General features: G+C 47.5%; 1 protein-coding gene. It reads right to left on the reverse strand.

The features are described 5' to 3' along the window. Nucleotides 1–39 precede the first annotated feature (39 nt). A protein-coding gene (locus H8K38_RS18190) for an IS3 family transposase (protein WP_255423080.1) occupies nt 40–1127 on the reverse strand; the annotation gives its coding sequence in 2 pieces (ribosomal slippage) (nt 40–875 and nt 875–1127; 1089 coding nt in all). Nucleotides 1128–1196: the final 69 nt, after the last annotated feature.

Here is a 1196-nt window from a genome sequence, read left to right on the forward strand (position 1 = left end):
GGTAATCCCCCCATTTTTAATGCGGCCGATAAGTAGAGGCTAAGCGGCAAGTGCTAGCTTTTGTTTCGGGGTAATGCCGCCGATCCCAGTATTGGGACGATCATGATTGTAAGTCCATAACCATTTGGTTGCAAAATTCTGAATCTCTTCAAGTGAATCAAATAGGTGATGAGCCAGCCAATCGTAGCGTACGGTTCGGTTGTATCGTTCAATGTAGGCGTTCTGTTGTGGCTGTCCAGGTTGAATAAACTCAATATGAATACCGCGCTTTTCAGCCCATGTTTGGGTGACGTTGCTGACATACTCTGGCCCGTTGTCGCACCTAATCATCTGAGGCTGTCCGCGCCATTCAATGATCTGGTCGAGCGAACGTATAACGCGTTCGGAGGGTAATGAAAAGTCGACGTCTATTCCCAGCCCTTCGCGATTGAAATCATCAATCACGTTAAATAGACGAATACTGCGACCGTCACTGAGCTGATCGTGCATGAAGTCCATTGACCAAACTTGGTTGATCTCGGATGGAACAGACAATGGCTGTGGACGCTCTCTAACTAAGCGCTTGCGTGGTTTAATCCGGAAATTGAGTTCGAGCGCACGATATATCCGATATACCCTCTTGTGGTTCCACCGAAAGCCTTTCACATTGCGTAAATGTAAAAAACACAGCCCAAAGCCCCAGTTACGCTGACTTGTTGTGAGACGAATTAACCAGTCCGCTATGACATCATTCTCACTGTTGAGCTTAGCTTGATAACGATAGCAAGTTTCGCTAATGCCGAACGCTAAACAAGCTACTCTGATCGTTGCTCGCCGTTGGTCAACCACCCAGCGCGCCATCTCTCGACGCTGAGATGGCGCTACCACTTTTTTGCGAGTGCCTCAGCCACTATTTCTGCCTTGAGCCGCTCTTCTGCATACATCTTCTTGAGACGCCTATTCTCTTCCTCTAGCTCTTTCATCCGTGCCATTAATGAGGCATCCATGCCTCCATACTTGGCTCGCCACTTGTAGAACGAAGCGGCACTCATGCCATGTTCACGACAAAGTTCTGGGATCGGAGAGCCAGCTTCTGCCTGCTTCAGGATTGCGATAATCTGGCTTTCGGTATAACGGGATGTCTTCATGTAAAACCTCTAAAAATCATATTTAGAAAATTCTACTTATAAGTCCGATTATTTGCTGGGGGGATTACC

The sequence above is a fragment of the Undibacterium sp. FT79W genome, from assembly GCF_014284215.1.
Taxonomy (GTDB): domain Bacteria; phylum Pseudomonadota; class Gammaproteobacteria; order Burkholderiales; family Burkholderiaceae_D; genus Undibacterium; species Undibacterium aquatile.